This window comes from Comamonas sp. Z3 (assembly GCF_008121565.1).
GTDB lineage: Bacteria > Pseudomonadota > Gammaproteobacteria > Burkholderiales > Burkholderiaceae_C > Comamonas > Comamonas brasiliensis.
On sequence record NZ_VOQU01000001.1, the window covers coordinates 145,833 to 161,305 of the forward strand.

Sequence of the window (15,473 nt, forward strand, 5' to 3'; positions counted from 1 at the left end):
GCGCTTGAATCTCGAACAACAAAAGGATGGAGACCATGGAATCAGTGAATCAGGGTGTGGATCGTCGCGGCTTTATTCAGGGCGCAGGTGCCGTGGCCGCAGCGGCGACCATGCCGGCGATGGCCGCGCAGAAGAAGAGTTCGGCAGTCGCTGTGGACGGCTATGCCTGGGCGGAGCAGCTCCGCCGGGGCGATATCACGCCGCTGGAAGCGTTGGAGGCCGCGATTGCGCGCACCGAGGCCCTGCCCAAGCTCAACGCGGTGGTCATCAAGGACTACGAGCTGGCACGCGATCAGGCCAGGCAGATGTCGGCACTGGGCAGCGCTGCGCGTGCCGAGGCTACTGCCAGGGCGCCGATGTGGGGTGTGCCATTTTTGCTCAAGGACCTGAACCAGTATCTGAAGGGTACGGTCACCACCAATGGCTGCCGTTTCTTCAAGGGGGCGGTGGCAGAGCACGACAGCACTCTGGTGGCACGCTACAAGGCGGCCGGCCTCAATATCTTCGGCAAGACGGCGTCGCCCGAGTTCGGCCAGACGCCCACGACCGAGTCCCTGCTCTACGGGCAGTCGCCCAATCCCTGGAATGCGGCCCACACCACGGGCGGCTCCTCGGGGGGCGCGGCATCGGTGGTGGCCGCAGGCATTGTGCCCGTGGCCCATGCCAGCGACGGCGGTGGCTCCATCCGCATTCCCGCTTCGCACTGCGGCCTGTTCGGCCTCAAGCCCAGCCGTGGGCGTCTGCCTGCCGGCCCGGCCAACATGGAAGGCTGGATGGGCCTGTCCATGAACCATGTCATCAGCCGCAGCGTGCGCGACAGCGCCCATCTGCTCGATCTGACGCAGGGGCGCGAGCCGGGCTCGCGCACCGTACCGCCGCGCGATGTGGAGGGCAGCTACCTGGAGGCCCTCAGGCAGGCGCCCAAAAAGCTCAAGATCGCCGTCTGGACCAGAAACTACTTTGGCATTCCCGTGCATGCGGACTGTCAGGCGGCCGTGGACAAGGCCATCAAGGCCTGCCTGGCGCTGGGCCATGAAATCGTCGAGGACATGCCCGAGCTGCCGGTGGCAGAGGTGTTCTCGGGTCTGGGCGTGGTGACCTCGGTGGGCATGATGGCCAGCATCCGCGCCCGCGAAAAGCTGCTGGGTCGCGCCGTACGCCAGGACGAACTCGAGCAGATGGACTGGCTGTACCTGGAAAAGGCCAGGTCCTATACCGCCGAGCAGATGCTGATGGCGCGCACCAACTTCGATACCGCCGGCCAGATTCTGGACCGCTTCTTTCTCAAGTACGACCTGATCCTGACTCCCGTGATGGCCGTGCCGCCACCGCTGCTGGGCGTTCTGACGCTGGACCAGCCCTATGACTCGTTTGCACGCGAGGCCGTCAAGGCGTCGCCCTATACCGCCCTTTTCAATATGACGGGTCAGCCCGCCATGTCCGTGCCCATGCACTGGACGGCGGACAGGCTGCCGATCGGCGCGCACTTTGCGGCGCCGTTCGGCCGCGAAGGTCGTCTGCTGGCGCTGGCAGCGCAGCTGGAGCAATCCGTGCCCTGGGCCCATCGTCAGCCCGATCTGTCGGTTTTCAAAGCGTGATTTCAAGAGCGCAGACAGGCTGCGGGCCTGTTCTGCACAGCAAGCAAAAGGGGAAACAAATGGGTATTTGCAACCAGAGAACCGTCGTCATCACCGGTGCAGGCGGTGGCCTGGGCCGCGCCTATGCGCTGGCCTTCGCGCAAGAAGGTGCAAATGTGGTGGTCAACGACATCCGCGCCGAAGCCGCCCAGGCCGTGGCCGAGGAAGTCAGGACTGCCGGCGGCAAGGCGCTGGCCAACAACGGTGACATCACCACCGTGGCCGGTGCGCAATCGATTCTGGAGGCCACGCTGGCTGCCTTTGGCGATGTGCAGGTCATCGTCAACAACGCCGGCGTGTTGCGTGACCGCATGTTCCTGAGCCTGTCCGAGGAGGACTGGGACATGGTCATGCGCGTGCATCTGCGCGGCCACTTCTGCATGGCCAAGGTCTTTGGCGGCTACTGGCGCGACCAGAAGAAGGCCGGCAAGGAAGTGGATGCCCGCATCATCAACACCAGCTCCGGCGCCGGTCTGCAAGGCTCCATAGGCCAGAGCAACTATGCCGCGGCCAAGGCCGGCATCGCCGGTCTGACCCTGGTGCAGGCCGCCGAGCTGGCGCGCTACGGCATCACCGCCAACTGCCTGGCGCCCGCCGCACGCACTTCCATGACCGAAGGCGCCATGCCCGATATGGTCAAGAAGCCCGAGTCCGGCTTCGACGTCTGGGACCCGATGAACGTGGCCTCCATCGTCGTCTGGCTGGGTAGCGCCCAGTCTGCCCATGTGACGGGCCGCTGCTTCGAGGCCAAGGGCGGCGAGCTGTCCGTGGCCGACGGCTGGTTCACCGGCAAGGTCAATGACAAGCAGGCGCGCTGGGAGCCCGCCGAGCTGTCTGGCGTCGTCGATCAGCTGATCGCCGCGGGCAAGGCGCCTCAGAAAGTCTATGGGACCTGAGCCCGAGAAGCGGCCGGGCCGTGGTGCCCGGCCTTCCCATTCGATGAAGAACTCAGGACGCGAGCCATCATGGATTTAAGTCTGAACGAAGAACAAAAAATGATCGCCGAAAGCGCCGCGGTGTTTCTGCAGGAAAAAAGCAGCACGGCACGGGTGCGCAAGGTCTGCGAAACCGAGGGCGGCCTGGACCGCGCCCTGTGGCAGGAAGTGCAGGACATGGGCTGGTGCAGCGTGGCCCTGCCCGAAGCGGCGGGCGGCATGGGCCTGGGATGGCGCGAGCTGGTGCTGCTGCAGGAGCAGATGGGCTACCACCTCGCCTGCGTACCGTTCTTTGACGCCGTCGTTGCGGTGACGCCGTTGTGGCAGGCGCTGAGCCAGACCGAGCAGGGCCTGGGCGTGGTGGAGCGCCTGGCGGCCTCGGGCCGGATCTGCGTGCTGGGCATGACGGTGCGCGGCGAGCTGCCAGCCACGGCTGTCACCAGGGTGGATGGCGATGCTCTGGTGCTCGATGGCCAGTGGCACCAGGTAGGCTCCGGCGCGCATGCCGATGTATTTCTGCTGCCAGCCACGCTGCCTTGCGGATCTCTGGGCCTGCTGGAGGTGAATGCCGGGGCTGAAGGCCTGAGCGTGCAAGCGCTGGCGACGATGGACGCCACGCGCAGCAGCGCCGATGTCTCGGCCGTGAATGTGAGGCTCACCGGCTCAGCCGTGCTGATGCATGGCGATGCACTCGAGCCACTGTGGGCGCAGACGCGCAATCTGGCCGCCATCGGCCTGGCGGCCGAGCAGGTCGGCGTGGCCGAGCGTGCGCTGGATCTGGCCGTGGACTACACCAAGGAGCGCCAGCAGTTCGGCAAGGCCGTGGGCAGCTTTCAGGGCGTCAAGCACCGCGCAGCCCAGATGCTGGTGAAGGTGGAGACCGCGCGCTCTGCCGTCTATGCAGCAGCTTTCATAGCAGATACCGCAGGTCATACAAGTGATCTGAGCTATTTTGCTGCTCAATGCCGCACGGATGCTACGGAAGCAGCTCTCTTTTCCACAGGTGAAAGCATTCAGCTGCATGGCGGCGTGGGCTTTACCTGGGAGTTCGATCCGCATCTGTTCTTCCGGCGCGCGCAGGCATCGAGCCAGCGCCTGGGTACGGTGGAGCAGTGGCGCGAGCAGGTGGCAGCGCGTTTGTTGGACGAGAGTGTGACGGAGGCAGCATGAAGATGCAGGAATCGGAAATCAACGAGGCCTTTCGCGCCGAAGTGCGTGAATGGATGGCGCAGCATCTGACAGGGCGCTTCGCGCCGCTCAAGCACGCCAGCGGCCTGGGCGCCGAAGGCTATGACGCGCAGCTGGCCAAGGAATGGGAGCAGGAACTGGCCAAGGGCGGCTGGACCGGTCTGGGCTGGGAGACTCGGTACGGCGGCCGCAATGCGCCGCTGGCCCAGCAAGTCATTTTTCACGAGGAATATGTGCGCTGCGGCGGCCCGGGCCGTATCGGCCATATCGGCGAGACCCTGCTGGCCCCCACGCTGATGGCTTTCGGCACGCCCGAGCAGAAACAGCGTTTCCTGCCTGGCATTCTGGCCGGCACCGACTATTGGGCTCAGGGCTACTCCGAGCCCGGCGCGGGCTCCGACCTGGCCGGCATCCGCACCAGGGCCTGCCGTGATGCGGACACGGGTGAATGGGTGATCCACGGCCAGAAGGTCTGGACCTCCTGGGCACATGAATCCGAATGGGTGTTTGTGCTGGCCCGCACCGACGAGGCCGCAGGCAGCGCAGCCAGCGCGCGCCACGCCGGCATGGTGCTGCTGCTGGTGCCCCTCAGGCAGCCGGGCGTGGAAGTGCGCCCGATTCGCCAGATCACCGGCACCTCGGAGTTCAACGAAGTCTTCTTCGACGGCGCACGCACCGAGGGCGGTCTGCATCTGGGCCCCGTGGGCGACGGCTGGAAGGTCGCCATGTACCTGCTGGGCTGCGAGCGCGGTGCGTCAACGCTGGGCCAGCAGGCGCATTTCCGCCATGAGCTGGATCTGATCGTCGCTCTGGCCAGACGCAATGGCGCGGCCCGGGACCCGCTGTTGCGCCAGCGCCTGGCCAAGGCCGATATGGGGCTGCAGACCCTGCGCGCCCATGCGCTGCGCTCCAGCGACGAGAACACGTCGTTTCGCGTGGCCTCGGTCTCCAAGTACGCCTGGTCCAACTGGCACCGCGATCTGGGCGAGCTGGCCATGGATGTGCTCGGCGAGCAGGGCGGGTTGGTGCTCAGGGACCCGGCACTGGCCGCGCTGCAGCAACTGTGGCTGGTCAGCCGTGCGGACACCATCTATGCCGGCACCAACGAGATTCAGATGAACCTCATGGCCGAGCGCGCACTGGGCATGCCGCGCTGATCGGGTGCATCGGGCGCGTCCGCCCTTGCGCCGGATGAGCCGGCAGATGCTCTGCCCGGCCCGGACAGAGATGCTGCGAACCCCGGGTTTGCCCGGTGGTTGGCCGCATCTTCTGCTTTGAAATGTCCATGCGGCGACATTAGGGAATGACCTATCGTCCAAAGTGACGATGCTGCAGCGCAGCGGCGACCGGAAGATCTAGGCAACAACCTTCTGAATGCAAAATGATTAGCGCTCCCTCCTACGTTGCTGCCCACGGTCTGCTTAAAGACAAAACTGTGCTCGTTACCGCTGCTGCTGGCGCCGGTATTGGCTTTTCCGCTGCAAAACGTGCAGCCGAAGAGGGCTGCAAGGCCTTGTTCATCTCCGATGTGCATGAGCGCCGGCTGGCCGAAGCCGTGGAGCAGATCAAAAAGGATACGGGTTTGACCCAGGTCTTCGCCAAGCTCTGCGACGTGAGCCGGGAAGATCAGGTTCAGGCACTGATTGCCGAAGCCGACAGCGCCATGGGCGGCATCGATGTGCTGATCAATAACGCGGGTCTGGGCACCAGCTGCAAGGTCGTCGACATGAGCGACGACGAGTGGAGCAAGGTCATCGACATCACCCTGACCGGCACCTTCCGCATGACGCGCGCAGCGCTCAAGCTCATGCAGCCGCGCGGCAAGGGCGTGATCGTCAACAATGCCTCGGTGCTGGGCTGGCGCGCCCAGACCGAGCAGGCGCATTACGCGGCCGCCAAGGCCGGCGTGATGGCGTTCACGCGTTGCTCGGCGCTGGAAGCGGCCGAATTCGGCATCCGCATCAACGCCGTGGCGCCATCCATCGCCATTCACGCCTTCCTCAAGAAGTCCGCCTCGGAGGAATTGCTGGCCAAGCTCTCCGAGAAGGAAGCCTTCGGCCGTGGTGCCGAGCCCTGGGAAGTGGCCAATGTGATGATCTTCCTGGCCAGCGACTACTCCTCGTACATGACGGGCGAGGTCGTGTCCGTGAGCTCGCAGAGGGCCTGAGCATGAACGCAGTCGCAGACAAGATGCTGTTTGACTCGGCGGCCTCGGTGCTGGCCTCGGTGGGCCGTCAGCTGGGCGAGACCGAGTGGATGCAGATCAGCCAGCAGCGCATCAACCAGTTTGCCGATGCCACGGGCGATCACCAGTGGATTCATGTGGACCCCGAGCGGGCCGGCAGCGGCCCGTTCGGCGCCTGCGTGGCCCATGGCTATCTGACGCTGTCGCTGGCCAATCTGTTTCTCCCCCAGCTGGTCAGCTATCAGGGGCTGAAGATGGGCGTCAACTATGGCTGCGAGAAGGTGCGCTTTCCGGCACCGGTGCTGGTCGACAGCTGGGTGCGTGGCAGCGGCGAGGTGGTGGCGGCGACGCCGATCGGGGAAGACGGCGTACAGGTCACCATCCGCATCAGCGTACAGGTCAGGAATCAGGACAAACCCGGCTGCGTGGTCGAAACCATCAGCAGGCTGTTCTTTATCCAGGAAAATTGAGTGTGTGCAAGCGCCTGCTCCCGCAGGCGGTTGCATTTTTTGTGAAGAGGCACGAGCCGCCGACAGAGTGGCCGGCCTCGATAGGGCAGCAAGCACTGCCCAGGGCGCGACGACAAGAAAGTTAGGAGACAAAGACATGAAAGACGCAGTCATCGTTTCGACGGCACGTACCCCCATTGGCAAGGCTTATCGTGGAGCCTTCAACGACACCGAGGCTCCGGTGCTGGGCGGACACGTGATTCGTGCAGCGCTCAACAAGGCGAACGTGGCCGGTGCCGATGTGGATGATGTCATTTTGGGCATTGCCGCGCAGCAGGGCACGCAGGGCTACAACCTCGGGCGCCTGTGCGGCTATACGGCCGGCCTGCCGGAATCCGTGGGCGGCATGGTGATCGATCGCATGTGCGCATCGGGCCTGATGAGCATTGCCACGGCAGCCAAGGGCATCATGACCGGCGAGATGAATATCGCCGTGGCCGGTGGCCTGGAGTCCATCTCCCTGGTGCAGAACAAGTACAAGAACGCCTACCGTGCCCAGTCCAAGGCAGTGCTGGCCGCAGAGCCCACGGCTTACATCCAGATGATTGAGACGGCCGAGCTGGTCAGCCAGCGCTACGGCATCAGCCGCGAAGCCCAGGACGAGTACTCGCTGCGCAGCCAGCAGCGCGTGGCTGCGGCGCAGGGCAAGGGCCTGTTCGACGACGAAATCGTGCCGCTGACCACCGTCAAGCAGTTGTTCGACAAGGAAGGCAATGTCACCGGCAGCGAGGAAGTGACGCTGACCCGCGACGAGGGCAACCGTGCCGACACCACGCTGGAGAGTCTGGCCAAGCTCAAGCCTGTCTGGAAGAACGGCCAGTGGGTGCCAGAAGGCCGGTTCATCACGGCCGGCAATGCCTCCCAGCTGTCCGACGGTGCCAGTGCCTGCGTGCTCATGAGCGCCGACGAGGCCCGCAACCGCGGTCTCGCGCCTCTTGGCACCTACCGCGGCGTGGCCGTGGCGGGCTGCCGCGCCGATGAAATGGGCATCGGCCCTGTTTATGCCATCCCCAAGCTGCTCAAGCAGCATGGCCTGACCATGGGCGATATCGGTCTGTGGGAAATCAACGAAGCGTTCGCCTGCCAGGTGATCTACAGCCGCGACCAGCTGGGCATTCCCGATGAGCGCCTGAACGTCAATGGCGGCGCGATCTCCATCGGCCACCCCTTCGGCATGTCGGGCGCCCGTCTGGTCGGTCATGCCCTGCTCGAAGGCCGCCGCCGTGGCGTGCGGTTTGTGGTGGTGAGCATGTGTATTGGCGGCGGCATGGGCGCTGCCGGCCTGTTTGAGCTGAACTGACCTGTCTGCAAGCAATCTTCAACCCAGGAGTTGAACATGATGGACAGCGCCTTCGCCAAGATGGGTTTCTCCACCTACACGCCAAGCTCCATTGCCTGCGTGATCAAGGATGTGCCCGTATTCGACACCCCGGCTCCGGTGCGCGCACCGGCCGATACGCCATTCGTGAGCGCCGAGAAGTTCAGTGCGCTGATCAGCCAGCTCTATGAAGCGGCCATGGACCCGGAAGGCTGGAAGCCTTTTCTGGAGACCCTGCGTCTGCAGCTGGGCGGCAATTACGCCTCGCTGATCGTGCGTCCCGGATCGGCCGACGATGTGGGCCTGATCGTCTCGGCCGCGGGCGATCGCCGCGATCTGATGCCGAACTGCCCCAAGATCAGCATGAGTCCGTTTCGCAGCATGCCTACCGACCGTATCGTGACGGTGGGTGACGTGATGCCCGAGTCCGAGTGGCGCGCTTCGAGCTACTACAACGACTGGTGCAAGCAGCTGCAGGTCTTTCATGTGATGGCTGCCGACATCGTCACCAAGGACAGCTGCGTCTACGGACTGCGCGTCACGCGGCCCGAAGGGGCCCCGGCTTTCAACAAGCAGGAGCGTGCCTTCGGCTCCATGATGCTGCCGCATATCAAGCGTGCGCTGAATCTGCATCTGTCGGTGAACCAGGATCGCCAGGTCATCTCGCTCTACAGCAAGGCCACGGCCCAGCTGATGGTGGGCGTGGTCATCCTCGACCAGAACGGCAATGTGCTGGAGTGCAATCCTGCCGCTGCCAGCATCCTGGACATGCAGGACGGCCTGAAGATCTCCGGCGGCATGCTGGAGGCCAACTACGCCAACGACAACCGCAAGCTGCAGCGCCTGATCAAGGACGCGCTGATGCACACCCAGGTCTCGCGTCTGTCGATGACCGAAGGCATGTCGGTCAGCCGCCAGTCGGGTCAGCTCAACTGGGGCGTGGTGGTGCAGAGCATCTCGCCCGACGAGTGGACCGAAGGCAAGCAGCGCCCCAGTGTCGCCGTCTTTGTACGCGACACCGGCGGCAAGGCCGACCCACCCGTGAAGCTGGCCCAGCAGCTGTTCCAGCTGACGCCGGCAGAGACCTCGCTGGCCATCCAGCTGGCCAACGGCCTGTCGCTGGAAGAGGCCGCTGAAGCGCTCAATATCCGCCGCAACACGGCGCGAGCCCATCTGCGCTCCATCTTCTCCAAGACGGGCGTGCGCCGCCAGACCGAGCTGGTGCGAATCTTCCTCAACAGCGTGGCCTGGCTGGGCAACAAGTAGGAACGGTCGACATCAACAGAAAGCGGGCTCAGGCCCGTTTTCTGTTGTTGCAGCAGTTGCCGCATGGCCTGCGGATGCAAATCGAGCGCGGTGGATTGAAAGGACTGCCAGCAAGCGGCGCGCAGGCTTGGGTGACGGCCTTTCTTGTCTTGTCTGTTATCGTCCGGCAAGCAACTATCAGCCGCGCGATGAAGTCAACCCCACCCCCTGCAAGACGCCTGGATGCCTATAGCCTGAGACTGTTTTCAGCAGTCGCAAGAACAGGCTCCATTGCGAGGGCGGCGGAACAGGAACACATCGCCTCATCGGCCCTGAGCCGCCGGATTGCCGATCTTGAACATTCTTTCGGAACCGCCCTGCTGGTCCGCTCCCCTCGGGGCGTGACCTTGACCGATGCGGGCCGCATCGTTTTCGAGCGCGGCCTGCAGATCGACGATGAGCTGCAGGGCCTGATCCGGGAGGTACAGGAGCATGGCGAAGAGGTGAGGGGAACGGTTCGCCTCTACGCCAATATGTCGGCAGTCATCGGTTTTCTGCCGGAGAAGCTGTCCACGTTCAGGGCTCGCTTTGCGCATGTGCGGATATCGCTGCATGAGGCGGACACCCGCGAGGTCATCAGGGCCTGTCTCGATGATCGCGCCGATGTGGGCTTGGGTGTGGCCGTCAATGTTCCGACCGGGGTCGACTCCTGGTATTTCGCCTCGGATCCCCTGCATGTCGTCCTTCCAAGAGGGCATTGTCTGGAAGATTCCGAGGCCATCGATTTCTCGAAGGTGCTGGAGTTTCCTCTCATCGGGGTGCACCAGGGGGGCGCGTTGGACAGGCTGCTCCACGAGCGCGCGCAAGCCTTGCAGATGCGGTTCACGCCCGAGGTGTCCCTGAGCAGCTTCGATGCCGTGTGCCGGATGGTGGAGGCAGGCCTGGGCATTGCCGTGATTCCCCAAAGTGCCACGTCGGCCTATGCGGGGACGGCCGGTTTCATACGACGACCCTTGTCAGAACCCTGGGCCATGCGCGAACTGCGCCTGTATGCCTTGCGGCGTCAGCCACAGCTTCGGTCGACCCAGGCTTTGATGGACGTGCTTTCAGGGTAATTCCGGTCGCCGAATTTTGCGCGATCCCCCGTGCTGTCTTGGCGCTACCCGCTGATCTGCCATCGTTCGATGATGGCGCATGCAAACCCAACGCCATCCAGCAGCCCGCTTTTCGCCCCGCATCCTCTACCTCAGCCAATGCCCGGCAACGGTGAAAAAAGCACTTGGCGGTCAGCCGGTTCGGCTGGCCGATGCGCTGCCTCTGCGCGACGATGTGTCCACGGACGAGATCACACCGATCGCGATTCTCACCCACTTCGACGACGAACTGGGGCGCTATCCCTATACGGGGTTCAAGACCCAGGGTGAGCTGCCCGTGGCAGTCGATGCCATGCGGGACAGCCGGATACAGGTCGTCGTGGCGGGACGGCGCTATGGCAAGGGCTCTTCCCGCGAGCATAGCCCGGCCGCCGAAAAGCTCGCGGGGGTACGCCTGGTGATCGCCGAGAGCTTTGAGCGCATCTACAGGCAGAACGCCGACAACATCGGACTCATCACTTCCACGGATTTCAGCCTGATTGCCAGGATCGAAGCCGGCGAAGATATCTGCTGGCAAGAGCTGGTCGAGGGGCGGGATGTGCTTGCCGCCGCGATTCTCCGGGAGGGCGGTCTGCTGCCGTTCGGCCGCTCTCATCTGGGACAGATCTCCGCAGCGCCTGAGATCGCAGGCAGGCCGCGCACCCTGTTCGAGAAGATCGTGGCCAGGCACGCCCTGACCACAGGCGTGACGGTGGCCGATCCTGCGCCCGGCGATGGCGCCTTTGTGCGGGCCGACTGGCGTTTCATTCACGAGTACTACACCGGCATGGCGGCGCACATGCTTCACGCCGCGTTCGACCGGCCGCTTCATCTGAGCGACCCTGGCTCCATCCTCGTCTTCGAGGATCACACTTCCTACGTGGAGGAAAGCCCGACCCATGTCAGAGAGGGTCTGGTTCCCAAAGTCCATCGCATGGTGCGGGCGCAGCGCGACTTTGCCGGCGAGTACGGCCTGCTCACCCACCGGACGCTGACCGAACTGGAGGCCAGGAGCGACGACGGGCGCAACGTCGCCGGTATTTCACACGCCATGATGGCCGAGTGCTATGCCCTGCCCGGGCAACTGGTCGTGGGCACGGACTCCCACACTCCCCATAGCGGTGCTCTGGGCTGTGTCGCGTTCGGGATAGGCACCACAGATATGGCGAATGCCTTCGTCACGGGGGCCGTGCGCCTGACGGTCCCCGAGAGCCTGCGCATCGTCCTTGATGGCGAACTCTCGGCGAATGTGACGGCCAAGGACGTGGTGCTGCATCTGCTGGCGCAGCCCTACATCCGCGCGGGTGGAGGCGTCGGAAAAGTCTTTGAATTCACGGGGGCTGCCATCGCGCGGATGAGCACCGACGAGCGTGCCACCCTCACCAATATGAGCGCCGAGCTGGGCGGTTTCACGGGGATTGTGGCACCGGACGCAGAGACCGTGCGATTCCTGCTCGAGCGGCGCGCAATACGCTTCGTGATCGAGGACTGGATGCACAGCGATCCCGATGCGAGCTATGCACGGACCATCCGGATCGACTGTTCCGCAGTGCCGGTCATGGTTGCCTCGCCGGGGGATCCCGGCAATGGCCGACCTCTGGCTGCGATCGGGCAGAAAGTGCGAATCAACATTGCTTACGGAGGCTCCTGCACGGCCGGAAAGCGCGAGGACTTCGAGCGCTACCACGAGGTTCTGCAATGGGCTGCCGACCGAGGCCTGCGCGTGGCTGCCGGTGTCGATCTATTCCTGCAGTTCGGCACGACAGCGGTCCGGGATCATTGCCTGGCGGCCGGCTATCTCGAGGCATTCGAGCGGGTGGGAGCGCGGATTCTTCAGCCTTCCTGCGGGGCATGCGGCAACTGCGGCCCTGGAGGCTCCATCCGGCCTGATCAGGTCACGGTCAGCGCCATCAATCGCAACTTTCCGGGCCGGGGAGGCCCGGGCAGCGTCTGGCTTGCAAGCCCCTCAACCGTCGCAGCCAGTGCAATCGCCGGAGAGCTCCTGTCGTTTGAAGAGCTCAGGCAACGCCACTCGACCTGAGCCCAATCGACAGCCATAAAAAAGGAGACAACGATGACAACCATTCCAGGCAAACGCGGGCTCGCTTTGCTGCTCATCATGGCCTGCGCCTCTTTCGGCGCAAGCGCACAGCTGGCCGCGCCGGAAAAGCCCATCCGCATGGTGGTGCCGCTGACGGCTGGCTCCACGGTGGATGCCGTGGCACGCGCGCTGGGCCCCGGTCTGGGACGGACAAGCGGCCATCCCGTCGTCGTCGAGAATGTGGCGGGAGCGGGGGGCATTCCGGGTACGGCACAGGTCGTCAAGGCTGCCAAGGACGGCCTGACCCTGGGCATGATCTCTTCCAACCACGTCATCAACCCCGGGATCTACAAGACCATCCCCTATGACAGTATCAGGGACATCACGCCGATTGCCGTGCTTGCCACCGTGCCGCTGGTGCTGGTCGTCAACCCCAAGCTGCCGGTCAGGAGCCTGCAGGAGCTGCGAGAGTATGCCAAGGCCCATCCGGGAGCACTGAACTATGGATCGGCGGGCAATGGCAGTACGCTGCACCTGGCCAGCGAGCTGCTGATCTCCGAAACCGGTATCAGCATGAAGCATGTGCCTTACCGTGGCACCGGCCCTCTGATCACGGATCTGATCGGCGGTCAGGTGCAGCTTGCGTTCGTCTCCGTCTCCCAGGTCGTGCCGCAGGTGAACGCCGGGACGCTACGCGCACTCGCCGTGTCCACGGCGGTCCGCTCGTCCGCTCTTGCCGATGTCCCCACGATGGTGGAAGCCGGTGTTCCCGGATACAGCTTCGATGCCTGGATTGCCTTGATCGGGCCCGCAGGACTTGGCAAGCCCCTGGTCAACCAGTATGCGGCCGCCGTGAAAACGGCAATGGGATCTGCGCAAGCGCAGGCCGCCATCGCCGGACAGGGGCTTCTGATGCTCGACAAAGGGCCGGATGAAGCACCTGCATTTTTCCAGTCTGAATTGATCAAGCACCAGAAGCTGGTAAAGCAATCCGGCGCCACCTTGGACTGAGGCAGCATGCGAATCAACACGGCGGACCTGTGCGACAGCCTGGGAGACGCAGCCCAGGTTTGCACAAGCAACTGGCGCTCGTATGGCGGCAGCCCCACGGTTTCTGGCCGCATTCAAACGCTGCGAGCCCATGAGGATGCGGCCCTGATCCGGCAGACCCTGGCAACGCCAGGCCTTGGACGGGTACTGGTGGTGGACGCGGGCGCATCGCTTCGCGTCGCCGTGCTGGGCGACAACATGGCGCGCACCGGGCTGGCGAACGGCTGGGCCGGAGTGATCATCGAGGGAGCGGTGCGCGATGTCCAGATCCTTCGCAGTTTGGACATGGGCATATTTGCCCTTGGTCAGACCCCGCTGCGCGCCGGTCGCACCGGATGGGGCGAGCTTGGTGTGATCCTGAACATCGCCGGCATACGCATCCGCCCGGGAGCCACCATCACCGTGGACATGGATGGCGCCGTGGTTACCGAGGACTGAGCAGCGGCTTGGTGGCGGTCATCGCTTGGCGGCCGGCAGGCGTCGAGATGCAAGCGCTGGAGCATTGCATTGATCGGTTGAATCCACCGCTGGTTGCGGCCATTGTCAGCCAGCGATCTGAACGGCAGCAAACGCAGTTGGCTGACACGGATGCAACTGGATATGATGTCCCGGCAGGCTGTTCGTGCGCTCCGGAACTGGCAAGCTGTGCTGGTCAGTCATCGCTATTCATTCTGGGCAGGAAGACGGTCACGCATCCAGTTTGCAGCGCCTGGACGAACTGTTGACGTCGCTCGCCAATGCCTGAAGATTCTTTCTCAACGCAGATCTTGAAAGTCTCACATGCCCAAGCAAATCTTCGTCAACCTGCCCGTCGCCGACCTGCCAAAGGCCAAGTCCTTCTATGAAGCAATCGGCGCTGTCAACAACCCGCAGTTCAGCGACGACACCGCCGCCTGCATGGTCGTCTCGGACAGCATCTATGTAATGCTGCTCACCCATCCAAAGTGGGCCACGTTCACCCGAAAGCCAATGGTGGATGCTCACGCTGCCAGCGAAGTCATGTTGTGCCTGAGCGCTGACGACCGCGCGGCTGTTGACGACATGGTTGCTGCCGCTTCCGCTCATGGCGGCAAGGCGGACGTGAACCCCCTGCAAGACCACGGCTTCATGTATGGGCGCAGCTTCGAGGACGTGGACGGCCACATCTGGGAAATCATGTTCATGGACATGAGCCAGATGCCTCAGGGCTAATGCAAGCTCGACCACAGGCAACGCCTGCCTATGGACGTCTTGGGGAGTTCCTGCGAGGCAATGAGATAGCTGTTGCTCAGGCCGTTAGCACGAGCTTGTGGAACTCGCAGACCGCCGACTGCTCAGGCTGGGATCGCATGGCGGGGCGTCCGCGTCCCGGCCTATTCGTGGACTCACGCTATCTGCCAGAAGCAGTCCTTGGAGGTACTCTCCCAGGGGACTGCTTCAGGCTGTGAGCTGTCTGTCGCCGAACGGCAGACTCAATGGAGCAGCGTGACAAACCTAAGACCCCCATCAGCGGTCGTTCGTGTTGGCCAGCAATCGACCCGAAGCGGTCTCTCCTGGACATGGAGAAAACCTTCGACTTGGTAGTTGTTGATGGCTGACTCCAGACACTCTTGCCCTTTGCCCTATCAGACGCCAGATTCATCTAAAGGTGGTCTGGTCATGAGCTGAAGTCAGTGTCTACAGCTGGCCGAGGGTAGTTAGTCAGAAGTCACCAAGCTTCAATGCTCGGTCGAATGAAATTCTGTCCCGCGTTGCTAAAAACATGGTCGGAGTTCCGGCACCCAAGACATGCAGCGGCAATGCGGTCTCAACTTGAGCCCAAAAATCGGTAGCTTTATCCGGCGGCAGCGGCGCGAAGCCGAAACGGTTGACCGATGAGCGATAGAACCTTGGCATCGGACGCTCTTCATACACGTACCACTCATCAAAACCTGGCATAGGCAGGTCGGATACGGCGGTGATTTTGGGACTCACAGCAAATCCATCCGCGACCTCCCAACCGGCCTCCAGCTCAGCCTCGGACGGCTTGTACTTGCCGCTGTCACATGACGCAATGACCACATGTCGCCCGATCACTAATTCCGGCATACGTTCGAGCAAGTCAAAAAGCGATGGATCCCAGTCGTAGGACCACTGTACGACTGAATACTTCAATTTATGTCCGACAAGATGAACCATAAGGAGGCTTCTTGGGGTTGGTCATTACGTGCACCAGCACGTACTGTTGAACATCTGCGCTTCTGGGGCAGTCTC

Annotated in this window: 14 protein-coding genes; 13 read left to right on the top strand and 1 reads right to left on the bottom strand. The window is 63.4% G+C overall.

Translation table 11 applies throughout. The annotated features are described in order from the left end of the window. Window positions 1-35 precede the first annotated feature (35 nt). From FSY59_RS00735 to FSY59_RS00795, 13 genes are all read left to right on the top strand, one after another. The gene (locus FSY59_RS00735; protein ID WP_043376190.1) at window positions 36-1,598 is read left to right on the top strand and encodes an amidase; all 1,563 of its coding nucleotides are present in this window, start codon (window positions 36-38) and stop codon (window positions 1,596-1,598) included. Between the two features lie 59 nt (window positions 1,599-1,657). Then, on the top strand, window positions 1,658-2,533 hold the full coding sequence (locus FSY59_RS00740) for an SDR family oxidoreductase (RefSeq protein WP_003057429.1): 876 nt from the start codon (window positions 1,658-1,660) through the stop codon (window positions 2,531-2,533). Between the two features lie 69 nt (window positions 2,534-2,602). Beyond that, the gene (locus tag FSY59_RS00745; protein WP_255439079.1) at window positions 2,603-3,742 is read left to right on the top strand and encodes an acyl-CoA dehydrogenase family protein; all 1,140 of its coding nucleotides are present in this window, start codon (window positions 2,603-2,605) and stop codon (window positions 3,740-3,742) included. Next, entirely contained in the window at window positions 3,739-4,917 is a 1,179-nt protein-coding gene (locus tag FSY59_RS00750) for an acyl-CoA dehydrogenase family protein (protein ID WP_003057425.1), read from the top strand. Before FSY59_RS00745 ends, FSY59_RS00750 begins: the two co-directional genes overlap by 4 nt. Window positions 4,918-5,141: 224 nt before the next feature. Then, window positions 5,142-5,927 (top strand): SDR family oxidoreductase, encoded by a 786-nt coding sequence (locus FSY59_RS00755; protein WP_003057423.1) that lies wholly within the window; start codon window positions 5,142-5,144, stop codon window positions 5,925-5,927. A gap of 2 nt (window positions 5,928-5,929) precedes the next feature. Further along, complete coding sequence (locus FSY59_RS00760; protein ID WP_050872775.1) at window positions 5,930-6,415, top strand: MaoC family dehydratase; 486 nt, start codon at window positions 5,930-5,932, stop codon at window positions 6,413-6,415. 136 nt (window positions 6,416-6,551) lie between these two features. After that, window positions 6,552-7,754: an acetyl-CoA C-acyltransferase gene (locus FSY59_RS00765; protein ID WP_148728290.1), complete on the top strand. Its 1,203-nt coding sequence runs from the start codon at window positions 6,552-6,554 to the stop codon at window positions 7,752-7,754. 36 nt (window positions 7,755-7,790) lie between these two features. Then, complete coding sequence (locus FSY59_RS00770) at window positions 7,791-9,038, top strand: LuxR C-terminal-related transcriptional regulator (RefSeq protein ID WP_148728291.1); 1,248 nt, start codon at window positions 7,791-7,793, stop codon at window positions 9,036-9,038. 188 nt (window positions 9,039-9,226) lie between these two features. After that, window positions 9,227-10,132 (top strand): LysR substrate-binding domain-containing protein, encoded by a 906-nt coding sequence (locus FSY59_RS00775; RefSeq protein ID WP_003057416.1) that lies wholly within the window; start codon window positions 9,227-9,229, stop codon window positions 10,130-10,132. 79 nt (window positions 10,133-10,211) lie between these two features. After that, a complete protein-coding gene (locus tag FSY59_RS00780; RefSeq protein ID WP_148728292.1) occupies window positions 10,212-12,191 on the top strand; it encodes an aconitase family protein in 1,980 nt (659 codons plus the stop codon). A 33-nt stretch (window positions 12,192-12,224) separates the two neighbouring features. Continuing rightward, window positions 12,225-13,202, top strand: coding sequence for a tripartite tricarboxylate transporter substrate binding protein (locus tag FSY59_RS00785; RefSeq protein ID WP_148728293.1), 978 nt, complete (start codon window positions 12,225-12,227; stop codon window positions 13,200-13,202). A 6-nt stretch (window positions 13,203-13,208) separates the two neighbouring features. Next, a complete protein-coding gene (gene rraA / locus FSY59_RS00790) occupies window positions 13,209-13,679 on the top strand; it encodes a ribonuclease E activity regulator RraA (protein WP_003057413.1) in 471 nt (156 codons plus the stop codon). 342 nt (window positions 13,680-14,021) lie between these two features. Further along, window positions 14,022-14,432 (top strand): VOC family protein, encoded by a 411-nt coding sequence (locus FSY59_RS00795; protein WP_003057412.1) that lies wholly within the window; start codon window positions 14,022-14,024, stop codon window positions 14,430-14,432. Between the two features lie 489 nt (window positions 14,433-14,921). On the opposite strand, the gene FSY59_RS00800 is transcribed toward FSY59_RS00795, so the two are convergent. Further along, complete coding sequence (locus FSY59_RS00800; RefSeq protein ID WP_050872766.1) at window positions 14,922-15,398, bottom strand: hypothetical protein; 477 nt, start codon at window positions 15,396-15,398, stop codon at window positions 14,922-14,924. Between the last annotated feature and the right edge of the window lie 75 nt (window positions 15,399-15,473).

Bases quoted from the DNA above. Each gene is read 5' to 3' on its own strand.
- FSY59_RS00780 (WP_148728292.1), top strand. From the start codon at position 10,212: ATGCAAACCCAACGCCATCCAGCAGCCCGCTTTTCGCCCCGCATCCTC.
- FSY59_RS00770 (WP_148728291.1), top strand. From the start codon at position 7,791: ATGATGGACAGCGCCTTCGCCAAGATGGGTTTCTCCACCTACACGCCA.
- FSY59_RS00740 (WP_003057429.1), top strand. From the start codon at position 1,658: ATGGGTATTTGCAACCAGAGAACCGTCGTCATCACCGGTGCAGGCGGT.
- FSY59_RS00735 (WP_043376190.1), top strand. From the start codon at position 36: ATGGAATCAGTGAATCAGGGTGTGGATCGTCGCGGCTTTATTCAGGGC.
- FSY59_RS00785 (WP_148728293.1), top strand. From the start codon at position 12,225: ATGACAACCATTCCAGGCAAACGCGGGCTCGCTTTGCTGCTCATCATG.
- rraA (WP_003057413.1), top strand. From the start codon at position 13,209: ATGCGAATCAACACGGCGGACCTGTGCGACAGCCTGGGAGACGCAGCC.
- FSY59_RS00750 (WP_003057425.1), top strand. From the start codon at position 3,739: ATGAAGATGCAGGAATCGGAAATCAACGAGGCCTTTCGCGCCGAAGTG.
- FSY59_RS00760 (WP_050872775.1), top strand. From the start codon at position 5,930: ATGAACGCAGTCGCAGACAAGATGCTGTTTGACTCGGCGGCCTCGGTG.
- FSY59_RS00765 (WP_148728290.1), top strand. From the start codon at position 6,552: ATGAAAGACGCAGTCATCGTTTCGACGGCACGTACCCCCATTGGCAAG.
- FSY59_RS00795 (WP_003057412.1), top strand. From the start codon at position 14,022: ATGCCCAAGCAAATCTTCGTCAACCTGCCCGTCGCCGACCTGCCAAAG.
- FSY59_RS00800 (WP_050872766.1), bottom strand. From the start codon at position 15,398: ATGGTTCATCTTGTCGGACATAAATTGAAGTATTCAGTCGTACAGTGG.
- FSY59_RS00755 (WP_003057423.1), top strand. From the start codon at position 5,142: ATGATTAGCGCTCCCTCCTACGTTGCTGCCCACGGTCTGCTTAAAGAC.
- FSY59_RS00745 (WP_255439079.1), top strand. From the start codon at position 2,603: ATGGATTTAAGTCTGAACGAAGAACAAAAAATGATCGCCGAAAGCGCC.
- FSY59_RS00775 (WP_003057416.1), top strand. From the start codon at position 9,227: ATGAAGTCAACCCCACCCCCTGCAAGACGCCTGGATGCCTATAGCCTG.